At 56.1% G+C, this 24,179-nt stretch carries 28 protein-coding genes; 9 read left to right on the top strand and 19 right to left on the bottom strand.

All coding sequences use genetic code 11. The features are described 5' to 3' along the window. The first annotated feature begins 30 nt into the window (after positions 1 to 30). The 3 genes from CAQUA_RS04710 to CAQUA_RS04700 are packed head-to-tail and all read left to right on the top strand — an operon-like array spanning position 31 to position 6,031. Positions 31 to 1,623 carry a type I restriction-modification system subunit M gene (locus tag CAQUA_RS04710; protein ID WP_196824289.1) on the top strand — a complete coding sequence of 531 codons (1,593 nt, stop codon included), beginning with the start codon at positions 31 to 33 and terminating at the stop codon, positions 1,621 to 1,623. Next, complete coding sequence (locus CAQUA_RS04705; RefSeq protein WP_196824290.1) at positions 1,616 to 2,764, top strand: restriction endonuclease subunit S; 1,149 nt, start codon at positions 1,616 to 1,618, stop codon at positions 2,762 to 2,764. Before CAQUA_RS04710 ends, CAQUA_RS04705 begins: the two co-directional genes overlap by 8 nt. Before the next feature lie 6 nt (positions 2,765 to 2,770). Next, entirely contained in the window at positions 2,771 to 6,031 is a 3,261-nt protein-coding gene (locus tag CAQUA_RS04700; protein WP_196824291.1) for a type I restriction endonuclease subunit R, read from the top strand. Here CAQUA_RS04700 and CAQUA_RS04695 read toward each other — a convergent pair. Then, positions 5,993 to 6,493, bottom strand: a complete 501-nt coding sequence (locus CAQUA_RS04695) for a hypothetical protein (RefSeq protein WP_231375413.1) — start codon at positions 6,491 to 6,493, stop codon at positions 5,993 to 5,995. The two genes, CAQUA_RS04700 and CAQUA_RS04695, sit on opposite strands and share 39 nt — an antisense overlap. On the opposite strand from CAQUA_RS04695, the gene istA reads away from it, so the two are divergent. Together istA and CAQUA_RS04685 are read left to right on the top strand one after the other, a co-directional pair. Next, positions 6,471 to 8,078: an IS21 family transposase gene (gene istA, locus CAQUA_RS04690; protein ID WP_196824033.1), complete on the top strand. Its 1,608-nt coding sequence runs from the start codon at positions 6,471 to 6,473 to the stop codon at positions 8,076 to 8,078. The two genes, CAQUA_RS04695 and istA, sit on opposite strands and share 23 nt — an antisense overlap. Positions 8,079 to 8,092: 14 nt before the next feature. Further along, positions 8,093 to 8,851: an ATP-binding protein gene (locus tag CAQUA_RS04685; protein ID WP_070839886.1), complete on the top strand. Its 759-nt coding sequence runs from the start codon at positions 8,093 to 8,095 to the stop codon at positions 8,849 to 8,851. On the opposite strand, the gene CAQUA_RS11185 is transcribed toward CAQUA_RS04685, so the two are convergent. The 12 genes from CAQUA_RS11185 to CAQUA_RS04635 all read right to left on the bottom strand — a co-directional run bounded on the left by CAQUA_RS11185 (position 8,775) and on the right by CAQUA_RS04635 (position 17,712). Beyond that, positions 8,775 to 9,386 (bottom strand): Fic family protein, encoded by a 612-nt coding sequence (locus tag CAQUA_RS11185; RefSeq protein ID WP_435383922.1) that lies wholly within the window; start codon positions 9,384 to 9,386, stop codon positions 8,775 to 8,777. The two genes, CAQUA_RS04685 and CAQUA_RS11185, sit on opposite strands and share 77 nt — an antisense overlap. A 467-nt stretch (positions 9,387 to 9,853) precedes the next feature. Next, the gene (locus CAQUA_RS04680; RefSeq protein ID WP_196824293.1) at positions 9,854 to 11,182 is read right to left on the bottom strand and encodes an AAA family ATPase; all 1,329 of its coding nucleotides are present in this window, start codon (positions 11,180 to 11,182) and stop codon (positions 9,854 to 9,856) included. 111 nt (positions 11,183 to 11,293) lie between these two features. Next, a complete protein-coding gene (locus CAQUA_RS04675; protein WP_196824294.1) occupies positions 11,294 to 11,689 on the bottom strand; it encodes a DUF3592 domain-containing protein in 396 nt (131 codons plus the stop codon). Positions 11,690 to 11,720: 31 nt separating this feature from the next. Beyond that, complete coding sequence (locus tag CAQUA_RS04670) at positions 11,721 to 12,062, bottom strand: DUF3592 domain-containing protein (protein ID WP_196824295.1); 342 nt, start codon at positions 12,060 to 12,062, stop codon at positions 11,721 to 11,723. Positions 12,063 to 12,112: 50 nt separating this feature from the next. Beyond that, positions 12,113 to 12,751, bottom strand: coding sequence for an Rv2732c family membrane protein (locus tag CAQUA_RS04665; protein WP_196824296.1), 639 nt, complete (start codon positions 12,749 to 12,751; stop codon positions 12,113 to 12,115). A 62-nt stretch (positions 12,752 to 12,813) separates the two neighbouring features. After that, positions 12,814 to 14,355, bottom strand: coding sequence for a tRNA (N6-isopentenyl adenosine(37)-C2)-methylthiotransferase MiaB (miaB, locus tag CAQUA_RS04660; RefSeq protein ID WP_196825593.1), 1,542 nt, complete (start codon positions 14,353 to 14,355; stop codon positions 12,814 to 12,816). A gap of 77 nt (positions 14,356 to 14,432) precedes the next feature. Beyond that, the gene (locus tag CAQUA_RS04655) at positions 14,433 to 14,549 is read right to left on the bottom strand and encodes a ribbon-helix-helix protein, CopG family (protein WP_290178933.1); all 117 of its coding nucleotides are present in this window, start codon (positions 14,547 to 14,549) and stop codon (positions 14,433 to 14,435) included. Between the two features lie 239 nt (positions 14,550 to 14,788). After that, positions 14,789 to 15,073: a type II toxin-antitoxin system RelE/ParE family toxin gene (locus CAQUA_RS11180; protein WP_196824297.1), complete on the bottom strand. Its 285-nt coding sequence runs from the start codon at positions 15,071 to 15,073 to the stop codon at positions 14,789 to 14,791. Then, positions 15,066 to 15,308 carry a type II toxin-antitoxin system ParD family antitoxin gene (locus tag CAQUA_RS04650; RefSeq protein ID WP_196824298.1) on the bottom strand — a complete coding sequence of 81 codons (243 nt, stop codon included), beginning with the start codon at positions 15,306 to 15,308 and terminating at the stop codon, positions 15,066 to 15,068. Before CAQUA_RS04650 ends, CAQUA_RS11180 begins: the two co-directional genes overlap by 8 nt. Positions 15,309 to 15,371: 63 nt before the next feature. Then, positions 15,372 to 16,124 (bottom strand): regulatory protein RecX, encoded by a 753-nt coding sequence (locus tag CAQUA_RS04645; RefSeq protein WP_290178803.1) that lies wholly within the window; start codon positions 16,122 to 16,124, stop codon positions 15,372 to 15,374. A gap of 12 nt (positions 16,125 to 16,136) precedes the next feature. Beyond that, positions 16,137 to 17,255 (bottom strand): recombinase RecA, encoded by a 1,119-nt coding sequence (gene recA / locus CAQUA_RS04640; RefSeq protein WP_196824299.1) that lies wholly within the window; start codon positions 17,253 to 17,255, stop codon positions 16,137 to 16,139. A gap of 241 nt (positions 17,256 to 17,496) precedes the next feature. After that, positions 17,497 to 17,712: a DUF3046 domain-containing protein gene (locus tag CAQUA_RS04635; protein ID WP_196824300.1), complete on the bottom strand. Its 216-nt coding sequence runs from the start codon at positions 17,710 to 17,712 to the stop codon at positions 17,497 to 17,499. 120 nt (positions 17,713 to 17,832) lie between these two features. Between CAQUA_RS04635 and CAQUA_RS04630 the strand changes: the two genes are divergently transcribed. Genes CAQUA_RS04630 through CAQUA_RS04620 form a run of 3 tightly spaced genes read left to right on the top strand, consistent with a single transcriptional unit; the run spans position 17,833 to position 19,709 of the window. Next, positions 17,833 to 18,402, top strand: coding sequence for a biotin transporter BioY (locus CAQUA_RS04630; protein ID WP_196824301.1), 570 nt, complete (start codon positions 17,833 to 17,835; stop codon positions 18,400 to 18,402). Then, complete coding sequence (locus CAQUA_RS04625) at positions 18,383 to 19,081, top strand: energy-coupling factor ABC transporter ATP-binding protein (protein WP_196824302.1); 699 nt, start codon at positions 18,383 to 18,385, stop codon at positions 19,079 to 19,081. Before CAQUA_RS04630 ends, CAQUA_RS04625 begins: the two co-directional genes overlap by 20 nt. A gap of 16 nt (positions 19,082 to 19,097) precedes the next feature. Continuing rightward, complete coding sequence (locus CAQUA_RS04620) at positions 19,098 to 19,709, top strand: energy-coupling factor transporter transmembrane component T family protein (protein WP_196825595.1); 612 nt, start codon at positions 19,098 to 19,100, stop codon at positions 19,707 to 19,709. Here the strand turns inward: CAQUA_RS04620 and CAQUA_RS04615 are convergent. The 4 genes from CAQUA_RS04615 to pgsA all read right to left on the bottom strand — a co-directional run bounded on the left by CAQUA_RS04615 (position 19,706) and on the right by pgsA (position 22,167). After that, positions 19,706 to 20,530, bottom strand: coding sequence for a PspA/IM30 family protein (locus CAQUA_RS04615; RefSeq protein ID WP_196824303.1), 825 nt, complete (start codon positions 20,528 to 20,530; stop codon positions 19,706 to 19,708). The genes CAQUA_RS04620 and CAQUA_RS04615 overlap by 4 nt on opposite strands. A gap of 109 nt (positions 20,531 to 20,639) precedes the next feature. After that, positions 20,640 to 21,017, bottom strand: coding sequence for a helix-turn-helix domain-containing protein (locus tag CAQUA_RS04610; protein ID WP_196824304.1), 378 nt, complete (start codon positions 21,015 to 21,017; stop codon positions 20,640 to 20,642). A 42-nt stretch (positions 21,018 to 21,059) separates the two neighbouring features. Beyond that, on the bottom strand, positions 21,060 to 21,611 hold the full coding sequence (locus tag CAQUA_RS04605) for a CinA family protein (protein ID WP_196824305.1): 552 nt from the start codon (positions 21,609 to 21,611) through the stop codon (positions 21,060 to 21,062). Further along, a complete protein-coding gene (pgsA, locus tag CAQUA_RS04600) occupies positions 21,595 to 22,167 on the bottom strand; it encodes a CDP-diacylglycerol--glycerol-3-phosphate 3-phosphatidyltransferase (protein WP_196825596.1) in 573 nt (190 codons plus the stop codon). Before pgsA ends, CAQUA_RS04605 begins: the two co-directional genes overlap by 17 nt. 103 nt (positions 22,168 to 22,270) lie before the next feature. On the opposite strand from pgsA, the gene CAQUA_RS04595 reads away from it, so the two are divergent. Beyond that, positions 22,271 to 22,567, top strand: coding sequence for a YciI family protein (locus CAQUA_RS04595; RefSeq protein ID WP_196824306.1), 297 nt, complete (start codon positions 22,271 to 22,273; stop codon positions 22,565 to 22,567). Between the two features lie 26 nt (positions 22,568 to 22,593). Here the strand turns inward: CAQUA_RS04595 and CAQUA_RS04590 are convergent, their stop codons facing one another. Both CAQUA_RS04590 and CAQUA_RS04585 read right to left on the bottom strand, forming a co-directional pair. Continuing rightward, positions 22,594 to 22,890, bottom strand: a complete 297-nt coding sequence (locus tag CAQUA_RS04590) for a type II toxin-antitoxin system Phd/YefM family antitoxin (RefSeq protein WP_196824307.1) — start codon at positions 22,888 to 22,890, stop codon at positions 22,594 to 22,596. Between the two features lie 47 nt (positions 22,891 to 22,937). After that, positions 22,938 to 24,110, bottom strand: a complete 1,173-nt coding sequence (locus tag CAQUA_RS04585; RefSeq protein WP_196824308.1) for a TerC family protein — start codon at positions 24,108 to 24,110, stop codon at positions 22,938 to 22,940. Positions 24,111 to 24,179: the final 69 nt, after the last annotated feature.

The raw sequence follows: 24,179 nt of genomic DNA, 5'->3' as shown, positions 1-24,179 counted from the left end.
TGCATCAAGCGATCCTAAGAAAGGTCACACATGACGGACGTCGCCCGCGAAGTTGCTGAGAACGCTCCAGCTGACAGCTCTGCTCAGCGCACGGAACTGCACAAAACAATCTGGAAGATCGCAAACGATCTCCGTGGTTCTGTCGATGGGTGGGATTTCAAGAGCTACGTGCTCAACATGCTCTTTTACCGTTTCGTCTCCGAAAACCTAACGGCGTACTTGAACGCGGAAGAAGACGGACTTGATTACGCCAACCTCTCTGACGAGGACGCTGAAATCGGGCGTGCAGGCGTGGTTGAAGACAAAGGGTTCTTCATCCCGCCGTCACAGCTATTTGAAAACGTCCAGAAACGCGCCCACGATGACCCCAATTTGAACGAGACCATCGAGAAAGTCTTCAAGGGGATCGAGTCTTCAGCAGTGGGCACAGAGTCTGAGGATGACTTCAAAGGGCTTTTTGATGACTTCCAGGTCAATTCCCCCAAGCTGGGTGCGACCGTAGCAGAGCGAAACAAGAAACTAGCTCAACTGCTTGACGCTGTTCATTCTCTTCCGCTGGGTAGTTTCGAGGACAACTCCATCGACCTGTTCGGTGATGCTTACGAGTTCCTTATGCAGATGTACGCATCCAAGGCAGGGAAGTCTGGTGGTGAGTACTTCACCCCACAAGAAGTCTCTGAGGTTCTCGCTCGTATTGCTACGTCCGGTAAGACCAAGGTCAAGCGCGTGTATGACCCGGCTGTAGGTTCTGGTTCTTTGCTTTTGAAGTTCGCCAAGATTCTTGGCAAAGACAATGTTGAGGGCTTCTACGGGCAAGAGATCAACATCGCCACGTACAACCTCGCGCGCATGAACATGTTCTTGCACAACATTGGGTTTGAGCATTTTGACATTCAGCGCGGGGACACACTCGTCAATCCGCTTCATGACGATGTAGAGCCGTTTGAAGCTATCGTTTCTAACCCGCCATATTCGATTAAGTGGGAAGGTAGCGACAACCCCGTACTTGTGAACGATGAGCGCTATTCACCCGCTGGTGTGCTCGCACCAAAATCCAAGGCTGACCTTGCCTTCACCATGCACATGCTGTCCTACCTCGCTGTGGACGGCACAGCAGCCATTGTTGAATTCCCCGGTGCGATGTATCGAGGTGGCGCAGAAAGGCAGATCCGCGAGTACATGATCAAGAACAACTTTGTGGAAGCTGTTATCCAGCTCCCTCCAGACCTGTTCTTTGGTACTGGAATCGCCACTTGCATCCTCGTCCTGAAGAAGTCTAAGAAAGATCAATCCATCCTTTTCATCGACGCTTCCAAGCACTTCAAGCGCGTGGGTAATAAGAACAAACTGTTCCCAGAGCACCAGGACACAATCGTCAAGCGTTATGAGGATCGTGAAGAAGTCCAGTATGAGACCGCGCTGATTTCTAACGACGATGTTCTCGCTAACGACTCCAACCTTTCGGTGAATTCGTACGTCGAGAAAGAAGACGTGCGCGAAATCGTGGATATTCAGGCGTTGAACGCAGAGCTACGGGAGATTGTCGCGCGCCAAGATACCTTGCGCGCTTCTATCGATGAGATCGTGGCTGACTTCGAAGGCGAGGTGGACGCTGATGAGTAGGATCGAACAACTCATTCAAGAACTGTGTCCTGACGGGGTAGAGCAGGCGTCTGTTAATGAAACCTTTACCCTCGTAAAAACACCTAAGGGTCTCCCAAGATCTTTTTATCAGGAAAAGGGCACTTTCCCTGTAGTCGATCAGGGCAAGGGCTTAATTGCCGCATACTCCGATCTTGAATCAGATGACGACCGAGTCTTGGATGATGAATTCATCCTTTTCGGAGATCACACGCGTGAGGTTAAGTGGATCGATTTCCCCTTTATAATCGGGGCTGATGGGGTTAAGCTGCTGCAACCCAAACGCGATATGATGGCAAAGTACGGTTTCTACGCGCTAGATAATCTTGAGATCAAGGATCTTGGCTACTCGCGCCATTGGAAGGTCGTTAAAGATCTCCAAATCCCGCTCCCACCCCTTGAGATCCAGCAGGAGATCGTGAGGATTCTCGATCAGTTCGTGGAGCTCGACCGGGAAATAGAACAAGAGATTATTGGGCGGGAGCGACAAAAGATTGCCACGAGTCATGCTTTATTCGAGCAGCTGAAAAATTTCCCTCACATCACTCTTAAAGATGCTGGGACATGGTTCGGCGGAGGAACTCCATCAAAAAAGAACGAGTCCTTCTGGCAAAACGGCACGATTGCGTGGGTTTCACCGAAAGACATGCACGACCACACGGTGACGCACACTATCGACTACATCACCAATGAAGCGGTAGAAGGTTCTTCAACCAAATTGGTTCCGGCTGGGTCCACCGCCTTGGTAGCGAGATCGAGCATCTTGGAGAAGAAGCTGCCGGTCGCGTACTTTCCTCAAGAAGTCGCCATGAATCAAGACCTGAAGGCTGTTTTTCCGAGTGATGAACTGAATGGGCGATACCTGTTTAACGCGCTTGAAGAGTACCGAGAAAGCATTCTTCTAAGAGCGCGTAACACGGGAGGATCAGCTGCATCATTGGACACCAAGCGCCTGATGGTTTTCGAAATCCCCCTGCCACCCCTGGTGGTTCAAGAAGAGATCGCGCTGAAGTTGGACACTCTTACTGAGTACATCGACAATCTCAAGCACGAGCTCGAGCTACGTCAGAAGCAGTACGAGTACTACCGCGATCAGCTGCTTGATTTCGACGTGAAGGGGTAACACACAATGGCACAGTTCAGTAATCCTTCTCGCTCATTCTCACCACGTCCTCAACACGACTACCTCGACCCGGTAGCTGTTACGGACACGTCCACTGTCATTGCCAACTATGAAGCAGACGGTAATAGCGCTACTGGCTATCAGTCTGAAGCGGCTCTAGAAGACGCTTTGATCAAGCAACTTCAGCGCCAAGCCTATGACTATGCAGATATTCGAGATGCGCAATCGATGCGCGATAACGTGCGCACTCAACTAGAGAAGCTGAATAACTACCAGTTTTCAGACACTGAGTGGGAAACGTTTTACAGGACTGAAATTGCCAACCCGTCTTCTGGAATCGTAGAGAAAACCCGCACGATCCAGACTGATCACGTCAAAAACCTCATCCGCGATGATGGAACGACTAAGAACATCGCGCTCATCGACAAGGACAACATTCACCGCAACTCGCTTCAGGTGATCAACCAGTACTCCACCAAGAAGAGCGAGAAGGGCAATGAGTCGAACCGTTACGACGTTTCGATCCTGGTAAATGGTCTTCCTCTGGTTCACCTAGAGCTGAAGCGCCGTGGTGTGGCGATCCGTCAAGCCTTCAACCAGATTGACCGTTATCAGCGTGATTCCTTCTGGGCGGACGAGGGGCTATTCCAGTACGTCCAGTTGTTCGTTATCTCCAACGGGACACAAACCAAGTACTACTCGAACACCACCCGCGATCTGCACATTAAGGATCAAACGAAGAAGTCTTCCCAGCAGTCGCGCAAGCGTAAGACTTCTAACTCGTTCGAGTTCACCTCCTGGTGGGCTGATGCCAAGAACAAGCCCATCACAGACCTCATGGCGTTTGCCACGACGTTCTTGTCCAAGCACACGCTCTTAGCTGTACTAACCCGTTACTGTGTTTTCACCGTCGATGAGTTGCTTCTGGTCATGCGCCCGTACCAGATTGCAGCAGCAGAAAGAATCCTCAACAGGATTGAGCGTTCCATCTCCTACAAGCAGCTAGGAAGTGTTAACGGGGGCGGGTACGTTTGGCACACGACCGGATCAGGTAAGACCCTGACCTCGTTCAAGACCGCGCAACTAGCCACAGAGAATGAGTCCGTCGAGAAGGTCATCTTTGTGGTTGACCGCAAGGATCTCGACTACCAGACGATCCGTGAGTACGACCGCTTTGAGAAGGGCGCTGCTAACTCAAACACGTCTACCAAGATTCTGTCCCAGCAGCTGTCCACAAAGAGCGAGCTTCTTGCAGAGATTGAGCAGCGCGAGCGTGAGGGTAAACCCACCGGCGATATTGACCTCACGCGCGCTGACTCAAAGATCGTGATCACGACCATCCAGAAGATGAGCCACTTCATCGCTGGAAACGACAAGCGCGAGATCTATAACCAGCACGTCGTGTTCATTTTCGATGAGTGTCACCGTTCCCAGTTCGGTTCGATGCACACGGCGATCAAGAAGAAGTTCAAGAAGGCGAACTTTTTTGGCTTTACCGGCACGCCCATTTTCGAGCAGAACAAGGTGGGTTCTAACCCGAACCTGCAAACGACCACGCAGGCGTTTGGTGACATGCTGCACTCGTACACAATCGTGGACGCGATCCGCGACAAGAACGTTTTGCCGTTCAAGGTGGAATACCACGAGCTATCTCCGGTTTCCCCAGACCCGAACTCACCGTTTGAGCTGACAGCAGCTGAATTGCTTGTGCCTGGACGTATCGAGGAAATCACCGGCTACACCTTGGAGCACTTTGACCAGAAGACCAAGCGTGATCTTGGGCAGTCCTACACCCATAAGGTTGTGACCAACGTCGAGCAGTCCGTGCGTAAACGTGGGGCGAAAGAAGCAACCAAGGCTGATCGTAAGGTCAAAGGTTTTAACGCGCTTTTTGCTACTGACTCGATCCAAGCAGCGCGCACTTACTATGACGAGTTCACCCGTCAGCAGGCAAGTCTTCCACTTGACCAGCGTTTGAAGGTGGCGACGATCTTTTCTGCACAGTCGAACGTGAACGATGCTGTAGACCTCATCGAGGATGAGGACTTTGATACCTCCAAGCTTTCCGGGGACAACCTGGACTTCTTGGCTCGCGCTGTGGGTGACTACAACGAGATGTTTGCCACCAACTATGACGCGCGCGATGCAGAGTCCTTTGAGAACTACTACAAGGATCTGTCCCAACGGATCAAAAATCGTGATATTGATCTGGTCATCGTGGTCAACATGCTCTTGACCGGGTTCGACGCGACCACGCTGAACACGCTGTTTGTGGATAAGAACCTACGCATGCACGGGCTGATTCAAGCGTTCTCTCGCACAAACAGAATCCTCAACTCCGTGAAGACCTACGGCAACATCGTCTCTTTCCGCGACCTGGACAAGAACACCAACGAAGCGTTGGAGCTGTTTGGTAACGCTGACAATGCTGCACAGGTTGCAATTCTTGCGCCTTTCAAGGACTTCTACCGCGACTACTCACGCAAGGTCGAGGATTTGAAGGACTTCTACCCATCAGGTCAAGTGATTGCGTCTGAGAGCGGACAGAAGGCGTTTGTGAAGCTCTACGGCGAGGTTCTCAAGCTCGAAAACGTACTTACCTCATTTGATGAGTTCGCAGGACAGGAATTGCTTAGCGAGCGCGAGTCTCAAGACTACAAATCCATGTACTTGGACTTGCATGATGAGTTCAAGGCGCAACGCATCGCTGACATGCCTTTTGATGAAACTGGCGACGATGAAGCAGACGAGCAGCTCGTTTTCGAACTAGAGCTGATCAAACAGGTTGAGATCAACGTCGATTACATCGTCATGCTCATCGATGAATACCGCAAGCAGCACGGCACAGGCGATACAGAAGGTGCGCAACAAACACGCGAAACGATTGAACGCAGCGTGGATGCATCCCCGAGCTTGCGCGACAAGCGTGACCTGATTGAAGAATTCATGGACACTGTAGGCGAAGGTGATCACGCGCTCGAGACTTCAGACATGTCTACGGATCAGCGATGGGTTCAATTCATAGCGGTGCGCCGTGATGAGGAGTTAAAGAACCTGATCGAGACCGAGCGCTTGAAGCCTGAAGCAACTTATACTTTCGTCGAGAGGGCTCTAGAGTCCGGCGTAGTTCCCACTTCTGGAACAGCTCTGACCAAGCTCCTACCGAAAACATCGCGATTTGGAAAGCAGGCAAACCACGACGAGGTGCGTGCCCGCGTGAGCGACAAGCTATCCGCCTTCGTTGAGCGATTCAGCCTCGTCATATAGAGCCTTCAAAAGTTCGAGGACATCGAGCGAACGCCACGCGCGCGTAGATTTTGTTAGCTGGGCACCGACCAGAATTCCGCACTGCTCCAATCGGTGGAGCGCGTCTTCGACTTCGGTTTGCGGAATCCCTAGATCAGTTGAGAGGGTTTCGGCGGTAGCCACTGGTTTCCGGATGAATTGGTCCTGAGCCTGCAGATCTATGGGCGCGGTCTGGATGCGGAGAAGTTCGCGCCATCGCGCCTGAATCACGGTGAGGCTTTGAGTTAAGCGCTCCCCTGCCTGGATGTCGATTCGGGGTAGTTGGTACCGCGAGTCCGCGTAGTTGGTACCGGTGTTCCACGTACTCGGTACTGCAAGGGGTTTTCTTTCATAGTTGATGTTGGCGACACCACAATCCGGTGGTGTCGCGTCAACATCTACTTGGAAGGAGCCGGTCCTTGTGGCCAACTTCAAACAGATCATCGCGATGTGCCTTGACGGTGCAAGCTATGCGCAGATCACACACGCATTGGGATGTTCACGGCGAGAAGTATCCCGCGCAAAGAAAGTCATCGCTGATGAGGCACTAACGCCAGAGCGTTTCCGCCAACTCCCACCGGGATGGTTCGATGAACGATTCAGCGACGGCCGGAGTAAGCGGACGATGTCCTACGACCAGCCTGATTTTCAAGCCCTTGCACGCAAGCTCCAAAGCAAAAAGCACGTGACCAGGCATAAGCTGTGGATGGACTACTTGTCGCAGCCGTGTCCGACGGACAAGACAAAGTACCAGTACTCCCAGTTTTGCAGTGGGCTCAATGAATTTCTCCGTGCTCATGATCTTGTCGAAGTCGTCACCCATGAGCCGGGGCAAGAGCTTTACGTCGACTGGGCTGGCGACAAAGTGCCGGTGGTGGATCAGGCCAGTGGTGATACCGCATTCAAGGCGTCACTGTTTATCGCGGTATGCCCGTACTCAGGACTGATGTACGTCACTGCTGCTGCGAATGAGAAGATGCCGGCTTGGATTGAGTGCCACGTCAAAGCGTTGAACTATCTTGGCAAATTACCGGCGGTCATCGTGCCGGATAATGCCTCTACGGCGACCTACCGGCCGAGGAAGCATTCAGGCTACCGGATGGTCACTGACCGCTACGCAGCGTTTGCCGACTATTACGGGGTCACGATTGTGCCGACAAGACCTGGCAGGCCACGCGACAAAGCGGCAGTAGAACGTGCTGTGAAAATCGCCTACGCCAAAATACTCGGGTATTTCAGCGACGAGGTCTTCTACAATCTCGATGAACTCAATGAGGCAATCGCTGACCGGCTTGCCGATATCAACAGCGCAATGACACGGGCTGATGGCACAACACGGCGCATGCGCTTTGAGCAAGAAGAAGCATCAGTGATGCGCGATCTGCCGCCGACACCGTTTACGGAAGTGTCATACAAGCGGCTCAAAGTCGACCGTAATTGGCACATCACCTGTGACTACCAGTACTACTCTGTGCCATTTCAGCTGGTAGGAGAGGCAGTGACGGTCAGGCTCACCCCGCAACTGGTGAGCATCTTCAACGGCGATCAACTAGTTGCTGAACACACACGCCTTCACGGATTCAAATACCGGTACTCCACTGATCCCAACCATGGGCCAAGCAGCGATGACGAAGGCCACAAGGCGCTCACCCGCGACGAACTCTTGGCTTGGGCCTCGTCGTTCGGTTCTGCAACGCACACAGTCATAGCGATGATCCTCGATCGTAATAGTGCCGCCGTCCCCCGCGGACTTCTCCAAGCTCGCAACGTGCTGGCCAACCTGGGCAAAAAGCACAGCAAAACCACCCTCGAGCCGGCGTGCCAGCAGGTCTTAGAAAAGAAGCTGGCTCCAACTATGGCTGTGATCAAGCGCATCCAGACTGACATTGCGCACGCTCAGCAGCACCCTGCTGCACCAGGGCGAAGGACACAGCCCGCGACGAAGAACCAACAACGCCCAGGCGCCCCGCTTACCAGCGACGCAGCTGACGCCGTCTTCATCCGGCCTGCTGACCACTACGAAAACTAGAAGGAGCGTGAACCATGAGCAACATCAATGACGAAACAGTACGGGCAAAAATGCGAAAGCTTCGCGTATCGACCTTCGCTGATGTCTTCTACGAGATTGTCAACGACGAGGCCTACGCGGATGCGCTACCAGAGGACATCTTCCTCGCAGCAGTCGAAGAGGCCTACACACAGCGGCAACAACGCAACATCGCCAAAGCCATCACCCAGGCACAATTCCGATACCCGGACGCGAGCCTTGCTGAAGTCACCCGAGCAGAACAACGCGGCATCAACATGCGCCAACTGAAACGAATCGCGGCGACCAACTGGCGGGAAAATCCGACCAACATTCACATCCTCGCGCCGACCGGAACAGGGAAAACATACATAGTCTGCGCCATCGGCGTCGCCGCATGTCAAGCCGGATACTCCGTGGCCTACTACCGGCTAGACCAACTCGTAGACATGTTGGCGGTCTTCTCACCGACTGACCAGAACTACCTCGATAAGATGCGGAAACTGATCAATGTCGATGTCCTTATCATCGACGATTTTATGACCATGAGCATCAACCAGCGCGGGCAAGAAGACCTGAGCAAGATCATATTCGACCGCGACGGTCGGCTCCCAACACTGATCTCCTCCCAATCGGCCGCCGCCTACTGGGTCGAAGCCCTCCCCGACAGAGTCGGAGCCGATTCACTCGTTAGCCGCCTCAACAACGGCCACCGAATCCGCATCGGAGACTTCGACATGCGCAAGGCCACCACCCCAATAGAACCGGACGAATAAAGCAAACAGCCGGGCCGACTCCGTCGGCCCGGCCCCCGGTACCAACTACCCGGAACCCGGCAGTACCGGGTCTCCGGAACACCGGTACCAAAAACCCGCATCTGACAGCCTGGATAGCATCCTCTACCGCATCGGCGAACAATTCAATTATCGGAATGATGTCCCCCTCGGCGTAGCTGTCGAGTGCTCCGAAGTACTCATCCTGGTTGTGAACAAGGGCAATTGAGATAGGCGCAACAAGCGATCTCGTTACACCGCGCTGATTAATAACTATGTGAACTAGGGTTCGCCCAGTACGGCCGTTACCGTCCGCGAACGGGTGGATCTTCTCAAATTGGGCGTGGGCGATAGCCGCATGAGGTAGCGGCGGTATGTCGGTGCGTCGCAGAAAAGCCAGGAAATCGCAGATAAGCGCAGCAACGTGGCGCGGGTGCGGGGCGACGTAGTCAGCTTCAACCGGGTACGAATCCGACCCACCGATCCACACTGGATCCTCCCGCAACTTACCGGCGACTGCAGACGCGCTGCCTTCCATCAATATGCGATGTAGGTATCGAAGGTCGTCGTGCCTGAAATCTACTTTCACAGTGCCACGGATCGCGCTGTCAATCTGCCTTTGGTGGGCAGCAACCAATCCTGCGTTACCGAAATAGGTGCCAGTTAGTTCAGACTCGAACACTTTACGGGGTGAAGCGACAATTCCCTCAATACGACTCGATGCAATGGCTTCCACATAGGAAAGCAGGCGATGGTGTTTCTTGCGTGCGAGCCTGTCGTCGAAAAGCGCGAGCTTCTCCGTAACCTCATTAATGCGGTTGTGCAGCTCGCGCGGCAGATCAACATGACAGTGCGCTATGTGAGGAACTAGAGCACTGTCGTAAGTAACTGGGGCCTTTGATCGGGCTCGATTCGACATCTGTCCCGCGGTAAACCACGGGAGGGTCTCATACCCGATCTTCGGCCACGTCATGGTTTAAGGATACGAATTGATCCAATATCGGGTTAGTGCTTTAGCAGCTCCGATGGATCGATCGCCGGGATGCCTCCGAAGCGACCCTGGATGTAATTCGTTCGTAAATCCGTGCTCTTTCGTGTGTCACGGTAATCCGAGAGCACGGTAGCTTGAGTTTCTCCCCGACGGTCCTTTTCTACAACCCAGATCTCATCTCTGCGAAGGATTGAGGTGTCCATAAGCAGTAAGTCGTGCGTGGTGAAGATCAACTGTGAGCGACTGTTTGGTCCAGATTTTTCAAGGAAACTTCGAATCAGGCTCTTGGAGAGTGCGGTATGAAAGCTTCGGTCGAGCTCGTCGATCATAAGAATGCGGTCAGATCCTTCCGAAGTCAGCACACTAAACAGGCTCAGGAGACGAACCGCGGCGTGCGTTCCGTCAGATTCCTCGGACCATTTCAGGGATCGGCTCCCGTCAAGGGCGCCTTCGTGCTCAAGGCTTATCCGTTCAAAAACGACCCTGCCATTATCGTTCGAAAGCAAAAAGCGCCCATTAGGGGTTTCAACCTCGTGGGGAGAGCCGTTTATTGCGAGTTCCTTCACAAATTGTTGCTGCTCCCCTATCCCGACGCCGAGAGCGCTTGGCTCAACCTCTTCGCGATGGATACCCGATATACCAGCATCGATTTTAGTTATTCCGCTCATCCAGCCTTTGGCAACGATGCCACTGGCCGCGGTGTCCACAGCACCCGCGGGCACAACCAACACCGATTCAAAGAAGTCACGTACTGTCCAGAACGGGTTCAAGAGCTCTGACTCTGCATCCACGCCAAAGTTGATTTCACCGACATACGAGACGAGCGGCACTTTCGCCGGCACAGATTCCAGCAGCGTCTTGATCTTCACCGCAGTCGGGGTCTCTTCCACCAACGTTTGGAACGTTAACCCGTCGCTACTACGGGTGAAAATTTCTTGCTCTGTTTTCGACAGGATTTTTGTCAAGTATTCTTCCACGACCCCCTCGCTGTCATAGCAAAGAATGTATTCATAGATCACGCCATCGCGTTCGTAGAGAACCTCAAAACTCGTAGGTTCAGAGCGTGCATTGTCATCGAAGGCGAAAGGGTCGTAGGGCATTGCATCCGTGGAACGCGGAGGATGTTTGATGAGCTTCTGAAATACCCGCATCGCCGCGACGATGTTGGATTTACCAGCAGCATTTGGCCCAAATATCGCTGCTACCGGATTCACTGCTTTCTTGTACCGCTTCGAAAGAACCGGAATTCGCTCCTTATGGTTCTGCTCACGGGTAGCCACCAAGTTGATCGACGTTGGTTCATAAATCGAGCGGTAATTTACAACGGTGAAATCCAAGAGCATGGCTCTAATTTTAAATCGATTCCACTTAGAAGCAAGATCTTTGCGCCTTTCGGGAATCAAAACGCAAGGCGATCGTCGATAAGCACCGTGCTTTTTAACTTGAGCTTGCGCTTAATAATTAACGTGGTCATGCCGGTTGTCCTTGCGCCCTCGCTCGACTGGGGCAATGAAGTTCTCGGGGTTGTGGGGATCGTAGAAGACTTCCACTTCCTCCCCCATCCTGTCGTGGATTTTCCTTGAATACCGTGGCTCACCGCGGATGATCCGGCCGTCGTGGGTGCGGAATTCGATGGTCTCGTCGAAGTTTTGCTCGGTGTTGTATCCCCCTTCTCCGGGTACAATGTTGACGCGAACATGCACGACTTTTCCAGAAGTCCTAATCCCCCGCTTTTTCAGCCCTGCGCTGCCGCGACGGCGGTAAATGCGCTTACCAATGTCATAGGCGATGCAGACGACCAAAGTAGCAATCGCAAGGACTTTGATGATGAGCCAGATCGTTTCCCACATTGCTTCTACCTCGTCATTGTGATCATGCGGCTTACGGGGCGACGAAGTTCTCTGGGTTTGCGGGATCGTAGTAGACCGTAACGTGCTGGTTCAGGCGGGGGTTCTTGGTTTCCTGGGCGGCGCGGCCGCGGATGGTGCGGCCGTCGGCTGTGGTGAACTCAATGACCTCATACGAGACCTTCAGATAGATCGGGGCCTCACCGTTGGACGCAGTCTTGGTGTCTTTCTCCACGTCAACGACTGTCCCTTGAGCTTGCTCACCGTTGCTTTGAAGCTGCGTCACCTCACGCTTCTTAGTAAAGCGTGTTAGCGCGACCATCGCTATAACACCGACGACAACGATGGCAAAGACAATGATCAATGTTGGATTCATGCCCCCAGTGTTGTGGTGTTCCGCGCGAGTTTCAAGGATGGAGGGCGTTGTTATTGCGTCCGTTTGTGGCGTTGCGCAGCGCGTGCGCGGCGATCATCCACGATGCCTGTGGAGCCATCCGTGCGGCGGATTGCCTGGTGCGCGGCGTTGGTTTGCACTTCCGCGACGGGGTTGAAATCGGAGTTCTCGCGGCGTAGCTGTTCAGCGCGAAGCTGCTCAGGGCTGCGGGTGATCCATGCAGACATGAGTACGGGAACGGCGATGATGACTGTCGCGATGGCGAGGTAGAACCCGTAGTTGGTGGTGATGCCCTGTTGGGCCGCCTCGCCCGTCTGTCGCAGCCATAGGCCAAGCAGTGCGCTCACCAGGGTGACGCTTCCTACCGCCCACGCGAGCAATGAGAAGATGCTTCGCTTGGTTGCCACGAGCAGACCGCTGAATACCGGCAGGCACAGGAACGAAAGGATCGCGAAAATGCGTTCCGTGATCGCGGTGCGGATCTCCGGCGCTTCGGTGAAGAAGAGGACCTGCCAGCCCTTGGCGTCCCCCACCCACGGCATAGCGATTGATGTGAGGTATACACCAATTGCCACTAGAAGCAGTGCTTGCCTGGTTTTCCCCAGGTCAATCGTTTTTGCCGCTTCTTTTTCAATGTCCGCGGGTGTTGCATCGTGATTGCTGTTGCCCATGGGTGCAAGAGTACGTCACGTTCCCGCCAGACTCATAGAAACTTAGACCCGTGCGCTTGTTACTAGCCACACGAACCGCAGCCCGAGGCCGCGGCTGCGGGTGCAGGTGCGGGCGCTCCGATCGTCGGTAAGCCAAGGCCCACGCCGACCGGTGCCGTGGTGGGAACCTGGCCGGCTTCGGAGTTGTCGCCCGCTTTCGTGCGGCGGTGGCTGAGCACGCCGGAGTCGGCGATGAGGAAGTACGGCTTGGCATCGGTGATGTCTACTTCGACGATGTCGCCGGGGCGGATGGATTGGTCGATGGTGCCGGTTGGGGTGAAGTGCACCAAGCGGCCATCACGGGCGCGGCCGGACATACGGTCCTGGTTCTTGTTTTTCTTGGTCGGTGGCTCCTGGACCAGCAGCTCCTGGCGGGTGCCGATGAGCTTCTGGTTCTCCTCCCCCGCGATGCGGTCTTGAAGCGCCACGAGGCGCTCGAAGCGCTCTTGGACGACTTCCTTGGGGATCTGGTCGTCCATAATCGCGGCGGGCGTACCCGGACGCGGCGAGTACTGGAACGTGTACGCGGAGGTAAACCGGGCCTTCTCCACGACGTCGAGGGTCGCCTGGAAATCTTCTTCCGTCTCCCCCGGGAAGCCGACGATGATGTCAGTGGTGATAGACGCGTGCGGGATCTTCTCGCGGACCTCGTCCAAGATCTTGAGGAACTTCTTCGAACGGTAGGACCGGCGCATGTCTTTGAGCACCTTGTCCGAACCCGACTGCAGCGGCATGTGCAATTGCGGGCACACGACCGGGGTCTCCGCCATGGCGTCAATCACGTCTGAAGTGAACTCCGCAGGGTGGGGCGAGGTGAAGCGGAGGCGCTCCAAGCCCTCAATCTCCCCGCACGCACGCAGCAGGTTAGAAAACGCGCTGCGATCGCGCTCCAGCTCTGGGTCCACAAAGTTCACGCCGTATGCGTTGACGTTCTGTCCAAGCAGCGTTACTTCGCTCACGCCCTGATCGACGAGGGCCTTCACTTCGGCGAGGATGTCACCCGGGCGGCGGTCCTGCTCTTTTCCGCGTAACGACGGCACGATACAGAACGTGCACGTGTTGTTGCAGCCAACTGAAACACTTACCCAGCCGGCGTAGGACGATTCCCGCTTCGCGGGAAGGACCGACGGGAAAACCTCAAGCGACTCGACAACCTCAACTTGGGCTTCCTCGCTGACGCGTGCGCGGTCCAACAACGCCGGTAGCGCCGACATGTTGTGGGTACCGAAGACGGCGTCGACCCACGGCGCCTTCTCAATGACGACGTCTCGGTCTTTCTGCGCAAGGCACCCACCAACAGCAATTTGCATACCTGGGTGGTGCTTCTTCGCTTCTTTGAGGTGACCGAGCGTTCCGTAGAGACGCTGGTCCGCGTTCTCACGTACCGCGCAGGTATTGAAGACGATGAGGTCCGCTTCCTCGTTCTGCGGGGCCGCAACGTAGCCCGCGTCCTCCAACAGACCCGACAACCTCTCCGAGTCGTGCACGTTCATTTGGCAGCCGTACGTGCGCACCTCATACGTGCGTGGGCTACCATCAGCGGGTCTCGCCGTTATCGGGTGCATGTCTGCCAAAGTCACGGCAAAGACCTTAGTCGTTCGACGTGAAAGCTAAAAACGAAACATGGCAGCCGCAGTAGTTCTCATGCGGCCGTTAGAGAGTTAATCGCTTGACGCATAAATTCTGAACAACTCATCCGTTTTTCAGCTGCGACTCTGTCTAGGGAAGCCAATTCCTCAGGAGTCAAGCGGACGGTCACCACTTAAGAGGCCTCAGCACCACGGCCCGGACGTCCGCGCCACCATCGCGTGGATCGCAGTTGGTCTGCTCATGCTCGCCTTCGATAGGTCCAAGCGTCCCAGTCCTCCGCAAAGTAGCTCTCAGCAAAAACCTGTAGATCCGTTTGAAGAATCGACCGAATCAGCCCTCCGCGAACTGCGGAAACGCTAAGGCGAAATCAAACGGATCTACAGTCTTTTTCAGCACGGGAACATGAAACTAATAGATATTCGATATATCCATGCGTTCATGAAGGACACGAACGACACTCAAACCCTGCTCGGCCTCTAGGTAGTACAGCACATGTTTCTCTACTCGAAACGACCTCAACCCCTCTGCAATCTCCGGTCGTAATCGCCCAATTTCAGGATTCTTCGCAATGACTACGCAAGCAGAATGAAGATTATTCAAATACTTTCTAGCCTGCGATGTGCCCCAGTGTTGCTCCGTATACTCCCAAATGTTATTCAAATCCTTCTTGGCACGCGGGGTGAAGTTATACACGAGATTCCATCTTCGATTCTAGGAATTCTTCGATATCGAATGGCTCTGCAGGTCCACTGTCTACGCCTTCTTGGACCGCCCGACGAAGGTTTTCAAGCTTCTTCTCACGGTCCTCAAGCATTCGCAGCCCGGCCCGCATTACTTCACTAGCCGTTGCGTACCGCCCACTTTCGACTTGATCAGCTATGAAGCCATCAAAATGATCCCCAAGTACAACTGAAGTGTTCTTCGCCATATTCACCATAATACCATTATCTGGTAATAACAGACTCGCGATGGAATGCCTCTGGGAAACTACTTAGCCGGAGACTGCTGCGATGCGGTCGTCGAGGGCCTCGCGGGCTATGCGCAGCGACATTCCGCTGGGAAAACCGCGACGGGCGAGGACACCGACGATGCGGCGGAGGTACTTGTCGTACTCAGCGCGATCCGCGGGAGGGTTCTTCACCTCCCGGGCCTTTTTATGTGCGAAGGTGCGCGCCGTTTCTTCCTCGTCTTCCTCGGTGAGCTGGCTCAGCGCTTCGTGTCGAATCTCGGACGCAACACCCTTCGCTTTGAGCTCCTGGTCAAGAGCGCGGGAGGACTTACCCTTGCTCGCACTTCGCTGGCGGACCCATTCGTTGGCGAAGACGGCGTCGTTAATCAGGCCGTTGGCCTGCAGCGAATCGAGAACGCTGTCGATCAAGTCCTCAACTGCGGGATCAACTGCGGGATCAACTTCGCGGGGATTGCCGGAGAGACCGAGGTTGTGCCCGTGTGCTTTGTCCCCGTGCGTTTGGGGGCTTCCGGTTGGCGTGCCGTGGGCTTGGGTCCTGCCGGGGTGGGCGCCGTGCGGTTGGTTCTTCCGCAAGAGGCGCTGTTTCAGTTCCGCACGGGAGCGGCCGCGTTGGTCAAGCAAACGGAGGGCCTGCTCACGGATTTTCGTTTCGGCTTTGTCCCGCTCTTCGTCGATAAGCGGGGAGTGCCCTTCAGCGAATTCCTCAAGGGCCGCCTTGAGGCGCGCGAGCTTTTCAGGGTCAGGCTGCGCGCCAGTTCTAGGGTGAGTGCTCACGGTTAGCTGTGGTTAGCTCTCCGCGCCAGCGGGTGCGACATCTTCATCATCAAAGTCCACGTTAGGGACCATGTCGATCGATTCATCACTGAGCTCATCGTTGCCAGCGAACTCCCCCACCCCGAGCTTCTCAAAGATCTTCCGCTCCAGCTCATTGGCCAGATCCGGGTTCTGCTTGAGGAACATGCGGGCCTTCTCCTTGCCCTGGCCGAGCTGCTCGCCTTCGTAGGTGAACCAGGAACCGGACTTCTTCACAATGCCGTTGTCCACACCCATGTCGATGATGGAGGACTCGCGCGAGATTCCCTCGCCGTACATGATGTCGAACTCTGCGATCTTGAACGGCGGGGAAACCTTATTCTTCACGACCTTGAGGCGGGTACGGTTACCGATGGAGTCCTGGCCATCCTTGAGCGTCTGAATACGACGCACGTCACAGCGGACCGAGGAGTAGAACTTCAGCGCTTTACCACCGGTAGTGGTCTCCGGGGAGCCGAACATGACACCGATCTTCTCACGCAGCTGGTTGATGAAGATCGCGGTGGTGCCGGAGTTATACAGCGCACCGGTCATCTTGCGCAGCGCCTGGGACATGAGGCGGGCCTGGAGACCCACGTGACTATCACCCATGTCGCCCTCAATTTCCGCCTTCGGCGTAAGCGCCGCAACCGAGTCAATGACGATGATGTCGATCGCGCCGGAACGAACAAGCATGTCCGCAATTTCAAGCGCCTGCTCACCGGTATCCGGCTGGGAAACGAGAAGGTTATCCGTATCCACGCCAAGCTTCTTTGCGTAATCCGGGTCGAGCGCGTGCTCCGCGTCAATGAACGCGGCAATGCCGCCATCCTTCTGCGCCTGGGCAATCGCGTGAAGGGCCACCGTGGTCTTACCGGAGGACTCCGGCCCGTAAATCTCCACGATGCGACCACGCGGCCAGCCACCGATGCCGAGCGCCACATCAATCGCCGTATTGCCGGAAGAGATGGACCTAATCGGCGGGCGGTTTTCCTCCCCCAAGCGCATGATCGCGCCCTTGCCAAAGTCCTTCTCAATCATCGCCATTGCCGCATCAAGAGCATTCTGGCGATCATTCGTTGCCGATGCAGCGGTCTTCTTCTTTGCAGCCATAGTTAGTTCCTGTCTGGGTCGAGTTCTCTTAGTTGCTTTGTGGTGTTTTATGTTCTTCTCAGTGAGGTTCGGCGTGATGTGCCCTACTCTTTAGACTCCACAAAAGGGCTCCAGGTTCCATCACGGCCTCAACTTTTTCGATGTGTACGTTACTCCCGCGCGCCGACAACCCGAACACTGACACGCACTAATGTTCGATTTATCAAACGTGGCAAGCAAATAACCTGGTTACGGCAGAGACCTATTTGCCGGGACGATCCACACCGAAACGGCGTTCACTAGGCACTTCAAAATCCTCACAAAGCTGCTCCCACACAAACCTCGGATCGACTCCATTTTCGATGAGTTCCTTGGCAGTCTTACCCTGCCCCGCAAAAACGTGCGAGGACACAATCCATTCCCCTTTTGCATCCCCAAATTCATCAAAAACCAATTGCTGAAACTCCGTCAGGCGCATGCGCTCCACTGTAGCGGGGCGATGCCGACGGACGGAGGGTGGTTGGATGCACGTTCCAAAACAGTGCTTTTGAACGGTGTTCTTGAACGGTGTTCAAGGATGGTGGGTTACAGTAAGCCCATGAAAAACAACTCAACTGCATTGGATCTCGCCTACATTGCCGTTTTTGCCGCGCTGATCTGCGTCCTGGGCTTCTTTGCGATCCCTACCGGAACAGGAGTTCCGCTGGTGCTGCAAAACGCCGCGATCATCCTAGCCGGCCTGGTGCTGGGTGCGCGGCGCGGTACGTTGGCGACTGCGCTTTTCCTGCTCGTCGGCCTGGCTCTGCCAGTGCTGGCTGGCGGCCGTACCGTCATTACTGCGCTGTCCGGTCCGACCGTGGGTTACCTGGTGGGCTACCTGATTTCTGCGGCAGTGGCAGGTCTGATTGCCTACCGCGCACCGCTGAACAAAACCGGTGAAGCACTCAGCTGGCTGGGCCTGGCGGGCTTCGCAGCACTTGCCCTGCAGTACCTGTGTGGCATAGCTGGCCTCATGGTTCGCGCCGGCATGGATGTAGGCACTGCATTTGCCGCACAAACGCCGTTCCTTCTGCCGGACACGATCAAGACCGCCGCGGCGATCGCCATCGCTTTCGCCGTTCACCGCGCCTTGCCGCAGGTTCGCTCCAGTGCCAACAATCACGTTTAAAAGGGCCGGAGTTACCTACTCCGCCCCCGGGACCGCGCCGCAGACGATCCTCCTGCCGATCACGCTGGAAATTTCCGAACAACGCGTGGGGATCATCGGCGCCAACGGCTCCGGAAAATCTACTCTGGTGCGGCTGATCAACGGTCTGATCACGCCGACAACAGGCGAGGTTTTTTACGACGACATGGCGTTAGCGGATAACGCCAAAGAGGTTCGGCGCCAAGTTGGGTTCATCTTCTCCGATGCTGAAGCGCAAATAGTCATGCCGCGCGTGCGGGATGACATTGCGTTTTCATTGCGCCGATTCAAACTCCCTCGGCGGGCGGTCAATGCCCGGGTTGATGAAGCAATGGCCAGGTTTGGTCTTAAAGACAAGGCCGAGCAATCGCCCCACACTCTTTCTGGCGGGGAGAAACAAATGCTGGCGTTGGCCGCAGTGCTGGTCATTGAGCCACGCACCATCATCGCTGACGAACCCACCACCCTGTTGGACCTGCGCAACCGGCGCCACATTATCCGGGAGCTGACCAACTTGGACCAGCAAGTCATCGTGGTCACCCACGACCTTGACATGCTGGACGGTTTCGACCGGGTGCTCTGCGTGGATTCCGGGCGCATCGCCTTCGACGGCGCACCCCATGACGCCGTGGCGTTCTACACCGACCTCATGGATGCATGACGGACGTGGACCAATGATGCGTGAGATCCCACTGGGCGTGTACGTTCCCGGGCATTCGGTGATTCACCGCGCTGCGCCCGGATGGAAGTTTATTGGTCTCGTGGTCTTCATCGCGGTGGTGTCTTTTGCATCGTCCGCGCCGCTCCACGGGCTAAGCGCAATAGGCGTTCTTTTTCTTGCCTACGCTGTTGCCGGTATTCCGATTGCAACCGCGGCCAAGCAAGTTGGTCCGCTGCTGCCGTTCTTGGCGTTTTTAGGGCTGTTCCTGTGGTGGCAATCCGGGTGGATCGTAGCGCTAACCATGTTCTTCAAGCTGCTCGCCTGCGTAATGGCCGCAACACTACTGACTCTCACCACAACGGTCGAGGCACTGCTGCAGTCAATCGAACACGGGCTGCAGCCGTTGAACCGCATAGGCGTCCCCGTTGATCTGATCAGCCTCGCCATAGCACTGACCATCCGGCTCATCCCCCTGATGATCGCCACCGTCGAGGAATCGCTCCACGCCCGCACGGCACGGGGAGCCGGATTCTCCCTTGCCGCATTCGGGGTCCCAGTGGTGATCCGCAGCCTCCGCCGCGCGGAGATGACGGGCGAAGCTCTTCTCGCGCGCGGGGCTGTTGACTAGTTCTCGCCGCGGAGCTCACGCATACGCTGCGCGACTGCGTCATCAGCAACGCTGCCAGCGGAGCCAGACTCGATCGCCGGCTTGGAACCGGACTCCAGTGCGCCACCGTTCATCTCAGCGCGCAGCTGCTCCAAGCGGGAGTGGCCGGCCATCTGGATGCTCGCCTGCTCCACCTCAGCCATGCGGCCCTGGACGGAGTTCTGCGCCAGCTCAGCCTGTCCAAGGGCGTTAGCGTAGCGGCGCTCAATCTTCTCACGCACCTGATCCAGGTTCGGCTGCGAGCCGCCAGCGATGGAGTTCATGGACTGCAGGGACTCCGAAACCTTCTCCTGCATCTTGGCTTGCTCGAGCTGGGACAGCAGCTTGGAACGCTCAGCGACCTGCTGCTGGAGACGCATGGAGTTGCGCTCCACAGCCTGCTTTGCCTGCTGCGCCTGCTGCAACGCCTGGTCGTGGAGCTTCTTCGTATCCTCCACGCCCTGCTCTGCGGTAACCAGCTGCGCCGCGAAAGCCTCCGCCGCGTTCTCGTACTCAGTCGCACGCTGGGTGTCGCCCTCAGCGCGAGCCTTGTCTGCCAGCTGAAGAGCCTGCTTGGTGTTCGCCTGCAGCTTCTCCACGTCACCCAGGCGGCGGTTGAGCTGCATTTCCAGCTGACGCTGGTTACCGATGACTGCCGCAGCCTGCTGGCTGAGCTCTTGGTGCTGACGCTGAGCCTCTCCAATTGCCTGCTCAATCTGGATCTTCGGATCCGCGTTCTCCTCGATCTTGTTATCGAAGAGAGCCATCAAGTAGTTCCAGAACTTTGAAAATGGATTAGCCATTGTGGTGGTCCAGCCTTTCTGCGCGCACCAGTAAGTGCAGATCTTTGTGCAAAAGTTTTAACGCCTACATGGTAGCCGAGCACGCGACAACTCGTCGGCTACTCAACCTCTAGACCTCAGCAGCAGCGGGCGGAGTATTGACCAACTCATCCGCCATCGCAGCAAGCGACATGTTGGCCGAGGCCTCCATCAACACATCCGACACCGTGGTGTCTAGTGCCGCGCACAGACTCGCCAGCAGTTCGGAGGAGACTTCTTTACGGCCACGCTCAAGCTCGGAAATATAACCCGGCGAAACTCGCGCTTGGGCAGCAAGTGCTCGAAGAGACACACCCTTGTCTGCCCGGAACGCACGCAGCGACATCCCCAGTGCCTCACGCAGCAGTGGCTCACGGAGTTGAACAGCACTAGATTTCACCCCACCAGCAACCTCAAGTTGGGTTTGCTCGGGGGCGCGCGTTGGTTTGAGCGTTGTTGTAGTCACCATCAAGCAGTATAACGACACAGACGACAGAAATGTTCCGCGGGGCTAACCGATCTCACGCAACACGGCAGAAAGCGCCGCGTTGACCGACTGTTCACGGATGAACTGGCGGTCGCCGATGAGGACGCGTAGCGGCGGGCGACCGTCGATAAGCGTGAAGCGCGTGCTGCGAGTATCCGCGACTTCCGCTGCCACCGTCGCGGCTGTGCGCGTGGGGCCGGACACCGCGACGTGAACCTCCCCGACCGGGTGGTCGTCTTGCGGATCGGGTCCCGCGACGCCCGTGAGCGCCACACCCCACGTCGCGCCGCAACGCTCACGCGCACCGCGGGCCATCTGCAAAGCGACAGGTGCGCTGACGGGGCCGAAGCGATCTAAGACATCCGCGTCGACGCCAGCAAGCGTGGCCTTGAGATCCGTCGCGTACGTGATGAGGCCGCCGCGAAGAATCGCTGAAGCGCCGGGGACTGACGCGACCGTCGCTGCGAGCAAGCCAGCTGTGAGCGACTCGCAACACGCCAACGTCTCACCGCGCGCGGTGAGAGTCTTAACCACCTCGCGTGCGAGGGCCTCGTTGGTTCTAGACGCTTGCTGCATCGCGGTTGGCCTTCGCGCCGTCGACCAAGTACTGGATACCGGTGACTACCGTGACCGCGACCGCGATCAACATCACGATGAATGTCGGCCTGTCCATCCACTCCGGCAGCGGGCAAAGGTACATCGCCACGGCCACGGTTTGTAGCACCGTCTTAAGCTTGCCGCCCTTGGATGCCGGGACCACCTTGCCGCCGCGGAGCAACACCATACGCCACAACGTGATGCCCAACTCACGCGCGATAATCACAACCGTCACCCAGATCGGCAGGCTGCTAGCAATGTTGAGGGTCACCAGCGCCGTAATCATCAGCGCCTTATCCGCGATCGGGTCTGCAATCTTGCCAAAATCCGTGACCAAACCGCGGGAGCGCGCAATATCGCCATCCAGCTTGTCCGTGATCATCAGCGCAACGAACACACCAAACGCCCACCACCAGTTCTGATCCAGCACCAACCAGGCAAACACCGGAATGAACAGAATCCGCAGACTGGTCAGAACGTTGGGAAGGTTCCAGTTCGACTGTTTCACAGCCGGATTCTGCTGGCTGTTCTGCATCGGTTCAGAAGACGGGTCAGGTGTGGCGCTCGCGTTAGTCACACCTGCAACTGTACTCGGGAGCTCTTGGGACAGCTTTTGTGGCAGTCCTAGACTGGGAACCATGAACTACTTCGTTGTTACCTACACCTACAGCGCCGATCTGGATCTAGTGATGGCCACGCGCCCCGCGCACCGGGAGTTCATCTCCGGGCTCATGGACGAAGGCACCGTCATCGCAGCCGGCCCCTTCTCCGACTGCGACAACCAGTCCATGATCCTCTTCCGTCTGCCCGACGGCAGCTCCGCCCCCGACGTCGACGCTGCCCTCGAAGGCGATCCCTACCGCCACGCCGAGGCGCTGGAGTCTTGGTCCATCAGGCCATGGAACGCGGTGCTCAACACTTTCGAGCGGGATTAAGCTTCCCTACACATTAGGGAAATCCCTTAAACCTCGACCACTTGAATAAGCTTGTCAAGGCCCCGAAAGTCTTTGGGATGAGAAATTCCTTGATCCACATGTGCGTCTACGTCTGCGCGAAATTCCTCGTAATCAACAACTGGAAGCCCCCGCAATGCCTCAATCAGATCGTCTTTACGCGCAAATCGTGCCCGACGTAGTGGCCGCAACTCCCCCACCGGTTGCGAATTCCTAGTAACGATGAAGCTGCGGCCCGCGTCGAGCTCACGCATGACGCGGCCACTATCATTGCGCAGCTCCCTCTGACTGATCATTTCGGTCATGCACCCACTGTAGCGGTTGGCGCTACACCTAGGCAGCAGCAAGAAAGCTAGGCTTTACCTTTCCGCGCTACGTCTAGGTGATCGGTCTCGCGGGAACCGGTTGCTGTGTGGTCTCCCTTACCGGACGTCGCCGGGTCATCGATCCACTCAAGGTGAGTGCCGTCAGGCGCCACCTTGCGGCGATTGCCGTGGTCATCATAATCAACGTGGAACTTCGGTCCGTCTGGATCTTTGCGGCCAGCCTTGACGTCCGCGCGTTCTTTCATTAGCGACGCAACAGCCGTGATCACCAGCACGCCGACGATCACACCGAGTGATACAACGGTGCCGATCTCCGGGACCTCCATGCCCTCACCGCCATTGATGAACGGCAGGTTGTTCTCATGCAGAGCGTGCAAAAGCAGCTTCACACCGATGAACCCAAGGATGATGGCCAAGCCGTACGGCAGGTACACGAGCTTGTCCAAAAGCCCGTTAAGCAAGAAGAACAGTTGGCGCAGTCCGAGCAGTGCGAACGCGTTCGCGGTGAACACCAGGAACGGCTCCGTGGTGATACCGAAGATGGCCGGAATGGAGTCAAAGGCAAACATTACGTCGATGAAGCCGATGGCAAGCAGCGCCACGAACAGCGGGGTGACGGCGGTCTTGCCCAACTCGGTCTTAGAGAACAACCGGTCGCCGTGGTAGGATTTCGTCACCGGAATGGCCTTGCGCAGTGTCTTCACCACGAACATGTCGTTTGGATCGGTCTCAGGCTGGTCCGTCGCTTCGTCGTAAAGCAACTTGACCGCGGTGTAAATCAGGAACGCAGCGAAGATGTAGAAGACCCACGCCCAGGCCGAAATGACCACTGCGCCAACCAGGATGAAGATCAGGCGGAACACAAGCGCCATCACGATGCCGATGAGCAACACCTTTTGCTGGTAGGCGCGCGGAATCTTGAATGATCCCATAATCAGCGCGAACACAAACAAGTTATCCACGGACAACGACAACTCAGTGATGTAACCGGTGAAGAACTGCAGCGCGTGCTCACCGTCCCACATCCACCAGACAAGACCACCAAAAATCGCCGCCATGGTCATGTAGAACAGCGCCCAGCCGCCGGATTCCTTCATGGACGGCTCGTGCGGCGTGCGAACGTGGGAAACGAAATCAAAAATGAAGAAGCCGAGAATCACAGCTGACGTGATCAGCCATATCGACAAAGGAACATGCATTAAGTGCAACCTCCGGTCGGGCGGGCACGGCCAACGCACCCGTTAGATAATAAACGGACCGGAGGTCTC

Source organism: Corynebacterium aquatimens, assembly GCF_030408395.1.
Classification (GTDB): Bacteria; Actinomycetota; Actinomycetes; order Mycobacteriales; family Mycobacteriaceae; genus Corynebacterium; species Corynebacterium aquatimens.
The sequence above is the reverse complement of the archived record's forward strand: the minus strand, read 5'-3'. Positions and strand labels throughout refer to the sequence as shown.

Coding starts and splice junctions, on each gene's coding strand:
- CAQUA_RS04710 (WP_196824289.1), top strand. CDS start 31: ATGACGGACGTCGCCCGCGAAGTTGCTGAGAACGCTCCAGCTGACAGC.
- CAQUA_RS04705 (WP_196824290.1), top strand. CDS start 1,616: ATGAGTAGGATCGAACAACTCATTCAAGAACTGTGTCCTGACGGGGTA.
- CAQUA_RS04700 (WP_196824291.1), top strand. CDS start 2,771: ATGGCACAGTTCAGTAATCCTTCTCGCTCATTCTCACCACGTCCTCAA.
- CAQUA_RS04695 (WP_231375413.1), bottom strand. CDS start 6,493: ATGATCTGTTTGAAGTTGGCCACAAGGACCGGCTCCTTCCAAGTAGAT.
- CAQUA_RS04685 (WP_070839886.1), top strand. CDS start 8,093: ATGAGCAACATCAATGACGAAACAGTACGGGCAAAAATGCGAAAGCTT.
- CAQUA_RS11185 (WP_435383922.1), bottom strand. CDS start 9,386: ATGGAAGGCAGCGCGTCTGCAGTCGCCGGTAAGTTGCGGGAGGATCCA.
- CAQUA_RS04680 (WP_196824293.1), bottom strand. CDS start 11,182: ATGCTCTTGGATTTCACCGTTGTAAATTACCGCTCGATTTATGAACCA.
- CAQUA_RS04675 (WP_196824294.1), bottom strand. CDS start 11,689: ATGTGGGAAACGATCTGGCTCATCATCAAAGTCCTTGCGATTGCTACT.
- CAQUA_RS04670 (WP_196824295.1), bottom strand. CDS start 12,062: ATGAATCCAACATTGATCATTGTCTTTGCCATCGTTGTCGTCGGTGTT.
- CAQUA_RS04665 (WP_196824296.1), bottom strand. CDS start 12,751: ATGGGCAACAGCAATCACGATGCAACACCCGCGGACATTGAAAAAGAA.
- miaB (WP_196825593.1), bottom strand. CDS start 14,355: ATGCACCCGATAACGGCGAGACCCGCTGATGGTAGCCCACGCACGTAT.
- CAQUA_RS04650 (WP_196824298.1), bottom strand. CDS start 15,308: ATGGCGAAGAACACTTCAGTTGTACTTGGGGATCATTTTGATGGCTTC.
- recA (WP_196824299.1), bottom strand. CDS start 17,255: ATGGCTGCAAAGAAGAAGACCGCTGCATCGGCAACGAATGATCGCCAG.
- CAQUA_RS04635 (WP_196824300.1), bottom strand. CDS start 17,712: ATGCGCCTGACGGAGTTTCAGCAATTGGTTTTTGATGAATTTGGGGAT.
- CAQUA_RS04630 (WP_196824301.1), top strand. CDS start 17,833: ATGAAAAACAACTCAACTGCATTGGATCTCGCCTACATTGCCGTTTTT.
- CAQUA_RS04620 (WP_196825595.1), top strand. CDS start 19,098: ATGCGTGAGATCCCACTGGGCGTGTACGTTCCCGGGCATTCGGTGATT.
- CAQUA_RS04615 (WP_196824303.1), bottom strand. CDS start 20,530: ATGGCTAATCCATTTTCAAAGTTCTGGAACTACTTGATGGCTCTCTTC.
- CAQUA_RS04610 (WP_196824304.1), bottom strand. CDS start 21,017: ATGGTGACTACAACAACGCTCAAACCAACGCGCGCCCCCGAGCAAACC.
- CAQUA_RS04605 (WP_196824305.1), bottom strand. CDS start 21,611: ATGCAGCAAGCGTCTAGAACCAACGAGGCCCTCGCACGCGAGGTGGTT.
- pgsA (WP_196825596.1), bottom strand. CDS start 22,167: ATGCAGAACAGCCAGCAGAATCCGGCTGTGAAACAGTCGAACTGGAAC.
- CAQUA_RS04595 (WP_196824306.1), top strand. CDS start 22,271: ATGAACTACTTCGTTGTTACCTACACCTACAGCGCCGATCTGGATCTA.
- CAQUA_RS04590 (WP_196824307.1), bottom strand. CDS start 22,890: ATGACCGAAATGATCAGTCAGAGGGAGCTGCGCAATGATAGTGGCCGC.
- CAQUA_RS04585 (WP_196824308.1), bottom strand. CDS start 24,110: ATGCATGTTCCTTTGTCGATATGGCTGATCACGTCAGCTGTGATTCTC.